The 5284-nt window shown below is 72.4% G+C and carries 6 protein-coding genes; all 6 read right to left on the minus strand.

The features are described 5' to 3' along the window. Nucleotides 1–3: 3 nt before the first annotated feature. Nucleotides 4–651 carry a YdcF family protein gene (locus tag NFU04_RS16235; protein WP_251310443.1) on the minus strand — a complete coding sequence of 216 codons (648 nt, stop codon included), beginning with the start codon at nt 649–651 and terminating at the stop codon, nt 4–6. 183 nt (nt 652–834) lie between these two features. Then, on the minus strand, nt 835–1470 hold the full coding sequence (gene nth / locus NFU04_RS16240; protein WP_251310444.1) for an endonuclease III: 636 nt from the start codon (nt 1468–1470) through the stop codon (nt 835–837). A gap of 10 nt (nt 1471–1480) precedes the next feature. Then, on the minus strand, nt 1481–2173 hold the full coding sequence (locus NFU04_RS16245) for an electron transport complex subunit E (RefSeq protein ID WP_251310445.1): 693 nt from the start codon (nt 2171–2173) through the stop codon (nt 1481–1483). Then, nucleotides 2170–2805, minus strand: coding sequence for an electron transport complex subunit RsxG (gene rsxG, locus NFU04_RS16250; RefSeq protein ID WP_251310446.1), 636 nt, complete (start codon nt 2803–2805; stop codon nt 2170–2172). Before rsxG ends, NFU04_RS16245 begins: the two co-directional genes overlap by 4 nt. Then, nucleotides 2802–3830 (minus strand): RnfABCDGE type electron transport complex subunit D, encoded by a 1029-nt coding sequence (locus NFU04_RS16255; protein ID WP_251310447.1) that lies wholly within the window; start codon nt 3828–3830, stop codon nt 2802–2804. Before NFU04_RS16255 ends, rsxG begins: the two co-directional genes overlap by 4 nt. Continuing rightward, nucleotides 3827–5284, minus strand: a 1458-nt coding sequence (gene rsxC, locus NFU04_RS16260; RefSeq protein ID WP_251310448.1) for an electron transport complex subunit RsxC, incomplete at its 5' end; no start/stop codon positions are given. The genes rsxC and NFU04_RS16255, both read right to left, overlap by 4 nt.

The following is a 5284-nucleotide window of genomic DNA, read 5'->3' on the forward strand; positions in this document are numbered from 1 at the left end:
CTCTCAGGCCTGGCACCTGCCCCGGGCGCTGGCGAAGCCGGTGGGGGCCGGGATCACCGTCAGCCCCGCCGCCTCGAATGCCGCCACCGCCCGGGGCAGGTGCCAGGCCTGAGAGACCAGCGCCACCCGGGTAATGCCATCCCGATTCAGCATCTGCGCGCTGAAGCGAGCATTCTCGGCGGTATGGCGACTCTCGCCCTCCATCCAGCGCACCGGCACCCGGAACACCTCGCGTAGGGCCGCGGCCATCAAACTCGCCTCGGCACTGTGCTCGTCGTGGACCCGGCCGCCGCTGACCAGGATCGGCAGGCCGCTGTCCCGGTGCAGCTTGGCGCCATAGGCCAGGCGTCGCCAGGTGGCGTTGGCCGGGGCGTCCCCCCAGCCGAACTCGCTGGCGTCATAGTCGCGACCGCCGCCGAGTATCACGATGGCCTGGGCCTGGCGCCACTGGCCGGGGCCGATCACCGGGTAGGGCTCCAGGCCCTGGCGCAGCAGGTGGCTGGCCATGGGGGTGGCCAGCAGGGCCAGGCTCGCCAGCCCCAGGCCCAGCAGCAGCCCGCCCAGCAGGCGCCGCGGCCCCAGGGCCAGGCCCAGCAGGATCAGCAGCAGGTTGATCAGCGGCGGCAACAGCAGGTACTTGAGGGCGACCATCGGGACCTCCGACATTCAGTGTGACCCGGATATGGCCCAGTATGGCAGGGCTATCGCGGTTGGAATGGCTGAGGGGCTCCGGGGGCAGGGCAGAGCGTCTTTATCATGGACGATAAAGTCGAGCTTCCATGGATGGATGCACGGCGTCTTTGCGAGTACTGCCCCCAGGGCAACACCGGCCTACTAGGGCTCGACCTTGTCCTTGAACTCGCAGAGGTCCTCGATCACGCAGCTGCCGCAGCGGGGCCGGCGGGCCACGCAGGTGTAGCGACCGTGGAGGATCAGCCAGTGGTGGGCGTCTTGGCGAAATTCCCGGGGCACATGGCGCAGCAGCTTCTTCTCCACCTCCAGGACGTCCTTGCCCTTGGCGATGCCGGTGCGGTTCGACACCCGGAAGATATGGGTGTCCACGGCGATAGTGGGCTGGCCGAAGGCGGTGTTGAGGATGACGTTGGCGGTCTTGCGCCCCACCCCCGGCAGCGCCTCCAGGGCGGCCCGGGTCCGGGGTACCTCGCCGCCGTGCCGGTCGATCAGGATCCGGCAGGTCTTCATCAGGTTCTCGGCCTTGGTGTTGTAGAGGCCGATGGTCTTGATATGCGCCTTGAGGCCGTCGAGGCCCAGGTCGAGGATCGCTTGGGGGGTATTGGCCACCGGGAAGAGGCGGGCGGTGGCCTTGTTGACTCCCACGTCGGTGGCCTGGGCGGAGAGCAGCACCGCGGTGAGCAGCTCGAAGGGGCTGCTCCAGTCGAGCTCGGTGGTGGGCTCGGGATTGTGCTCGCGCAGTCGGGCGAAGATCTCGAAGCGTTTCTCGGCGTTCATCAGGGCCTCGTCAGCGTGGGGTGCCGGTGACGCGAATGCGCTCCCGGGGCGTGGGCGCGGCGGCCCGGCGCCGCCGGTCGTCGATGGCGTTCTTCAGGGCGATCAGCAGGCCGGCGGTGAAGAAGGCCCCGGGCGGCAGCACCAGGAAGAGGAAGTCGTAGTCGGGAATCAGGGTCAGTTGCCAGTCGGCGGCGAGGGGGCCCAGCAGCAGGTCGAGGCCGGCGAAGAGGGTGCCCTGGCCGAACAGCTCGCGAATGGCCCCCAGCAGTACCAGGACGGCACCGAAGCCGAGCCCCATCATCAGGCCGTCAAGCAGCGCCGGCAGCGGCGGCTGGCGGGCGGCGAAGGCGTCGGCGCGGCCGAGGATGGCGCAGTTGGTGACGATCAGCGGGATAAAGATCCCCAACACCTTGTGCAGTTCAAAGGCGTAGGCGGCCATCAGCAGGTCGGCGCAGGTGACGAAGGCGGCGATGATCATCACGAAGGCGGGCAGGCGCACCGCCGTGGGCACCCGCCGGCGAATCAGCGAGACCGCCAGGTTGCTGCCCATCAGCACCCCCAGGGTGGCCAGGGCCAGGCCCAGGGCGTTGACCACGCTGGCGCTCACCGCCAGCAGCGGGCAGAGCCCCAGCAGCTGTACCAGGGCCGGGTTATTGTCCCAGAGGCCGTCCCGGGCCAGGGTGGAGAGAGCGGGAGGGCTCATGGGCCTTCCTCCGGTGCTGTGAAGAGGGCCTCGCCTTCGGCCTCCACATAGTCGAGGGCGCGCCTGACCGCCGCGACCACCGCCCGGGGGGTGATGGTGGCGCCGGTGAAGCTGTCGAAGTCGCCGCCATCCGGGCGCACCGCCCAGCGCGCCCGGGGCGGGGCCTCGAGGCTCTTGCCCTCGAAGGCGAGGATCCAGTCGCTCTTGCGCCGCTCGATGGGATCGCCGAGCCCCGGGGTCTCCTGGTGGCGGGTGACCCGCACGCCGCCCAGGCGCCCCTGCCGGTCGATGCCCACCAGCAGATGGATGGGGCCGCCATAGCCCTGGGCCACCACCGGCAGGATCAGCGCCGCCCGGCCGTCGCGCTCGACGCGCCAGGCCGGGAAGGGCACCCGCTGCCCCACCGCCTCGCTGGCGGGCAGGGTCAGCCGCCCGGCGAGCACGGCCTCCACCGGCAGGTCGCGCAGCCCCTCGGGCAGCACCTCCCGCAGCAGCCGGTACTCCTCGGCGCGCTGGTTCTCGGCGATGCGCTCGGCGGTGAGCGCCCGGGTACCGGCGACGACCCCGGCGGTGACCAGGGCGAAGAGGCCGAGGCCCAGGCTGGCGCGGCGAATGGCGGGCAGCAGGCTCATGGCGAGGTCTCCCGATGGCGGCGGCCCAGGGGCCGGGGCGGCAGGAGATGATCGATCAGCGGCACGGCGAAGTTCATCAGCAGGACGGCGAAGGCGATGGCATCCGGGTAGGCGCCCTGGGTACGGATCACCACCACCAGCACGCCGATGGCGGCGCCATAGAGCCAGCGACCGTGGCGACCGGCGGCGGCGCTGACCGGATCGGTGGCGATAAAACAGGCGCCGAAGATGGCCGCCCCGGCGAACAGGTGAAAGGCAGGGGAGCCGTGCTGGCTGGGGTCGCCGGCGTAGAGCAGGCCCGAGAGCAGCGTCAGGCTGCCGAGCAGGGCCAGGGGGATGCGCCAGTCGATCAGCCGGCGCCACAGCAGCAGGGCGCCGCCGGCCAGCCAGCCCAGGGCGACGTCGCGCCAGGCGGCCTGGGCGCCGGGGGGCAGCGGCTCGCCGGCCCAGAATTCCTGGGCCATCAGCCCGGGGGGCTTGTGCTTGAAGGCATCCAGGGGCGTGGCGCCGCTCAGGGCATCGAGCCCCGGGCCCAGGCCGGCCAACTGGCGCAGCGCCTCCAGGGGCGAGAGCGCCTCGGGGCCGACCAGCCCCAGCGGCGCCACCCACTGGGTCATGGGCACCGGGAAGGCGATCAGCAGCAGGGCATAGCCCACCATGGCGGGGTTGAAGAGGTTCTGGCCCAGGCCGCCGTAGAGGTGCTTGGCCACCACGATGGCCGCGGCGACGCCCACCAGCAGCAGCCACCAGGGGGCGAAGGGCGGCAGGGCGGCGCCCAGCAGCACGCCACTGACCAGGGCGCTGTGATCGCCCAGGGTGGCGCGTACCGCCCGTCCGCGCAGGCGCAGCATCAGCGCCTCCAGGGCCATGGCCAGGCCCCCGGCCACCAGCACATTGGCCAGCACCCCCCAGCCGAAGTGCCAGGTCATCAGGGCGATGCCGGGCAGGGTGGCGACCAGTACCCAGCGCATCACGCCGGGGGTGCCCGGCACGGACTGGGCCGTGCTGGCATGCATCAGGCTCATGGACGCTCCTCGGCGCTGTGTTTGGCATGGCCCTGGCCGCTGTCCTGGGCCTGGGCCACTTCGAGTCGGGCCTCGGCGGCCTTGAGATGCTCCTCGGCGGTGGCGCGCTGGGTCTCCAGGTCCGCCAGGGTCGCCGCGTCGGCATCGCTGGCCCGGGCCAGGGCGCGTTCCGCCTTGCGCAGCGCGGCCTTGGCGGCGGCCTGGGCGATGCGCAGGCTCTTGACCGCTTCCTGGCCGCCACCGCCGCCGTGGGGCGTGGCTTGGGAGGCCGGCCGGCTGGCCGCCTGGCGCCGCGCCTGGCGTCGCGCCTCCTTCTCGGCGGCCTCGCGCTCTAGGCGCGCCTGGCGGCCCTCATAGCGGTGGCGGGCCCGCTCGGCGCGCTTGGCCTCGGCGTCCTTGTGGCGCAGGCGATCCTTGGCGGCGCGGAACTGGGCCACCAGGGGCAGATGGCTGGGGCACACATAGTCGCAGGCCCCGCACTCGATGCAGTCGAACAGCGCCAGTTCCCGGGCCTTGTCGTCGGCCTCCGCCTGGGCGAAGGCCAGCAGCCGCTGGGGAGCCAGGGCCACCGGGCAGGCCGTCTCGCAGTCGCCGCAGCGGATGCAGGGTCGCGGCGGGGGCGGGGGCGGGAGCTCCTCGGCGCTGGCGGCGATCAAACAGTTGGCGGTCTTGATCAGCGGCAGGTCCAGCCGCGTCAGGGACTGGCCCATCAGCGGGCCGCCCATCACCAGCCTGGCCAGGCGGTCCCGGTCGAGGCCGGCATCCTCGAGCAATTCGGCCAGCGGCGTGCCCAGGCGGGCGATCACGTTGCCGGGGCGTGTCAGGGCCTCGCCGGTCAGGGTCACCACCCGGGAGACCTGGGGGCGGCCGTCACGCACCGCCGCCAGCGCCGCCCAGAGGGTGCCGGGGTTATGACAGACCACGCCCACATCGGCGGGCAGGCCACCGCTGGGCACCTGGCGCCCCAGCAGGCGGCGAATCAGCTGGGTTTCGCCGCCGCTGGGGTAGCGGGTCTCGATCACCGTTAGCTCGATGGTGGGCGTGCTCTCGGCGGCGGCGATCGCCGTGTTCAGGGCGGCGAGGGCCTCGGGCTTGTCATCCTCGATGCCCACCAGGATCCGCTCGGCGCCCAGCAGGCGGGCCAGCAGCCGGGCGCCCTCCAGCACCTCGGCGGCATGCCGGCGCAGGGTCATGTCGTCGGCGCTGATATAGGGCTCGCACTCGGCGGCATTGACCACCAGGGTATCGATGGCGTGGTGTTCGCCGAGACGCGCCTTGAGCTGGCTGGGGAAGCCGGCGCCACCCAGGCCCACCAGGCCGCTGTCGGCGAGGCGCCGGTGCAGGGTCTCGGCATCGGTGGTGCGCCACTCCAGGGCCGGCATCGGGGCCCATTCCTCGCCGCCGTCGCCCTCGATCACCAGGCAGGGGGCGGTGAGGCCGCCGGGGTGGGGGAC

The organism is Halomonas sp. NCCP-2165 (genome assembly GCF_023708045.1).
GTDB lineage: Bacteria > Pseudomonadota > Gammaproteobacteria > Pseudomonadales > Halomonadaceae > Bisbaumannia > Bisbaumannia pacifica.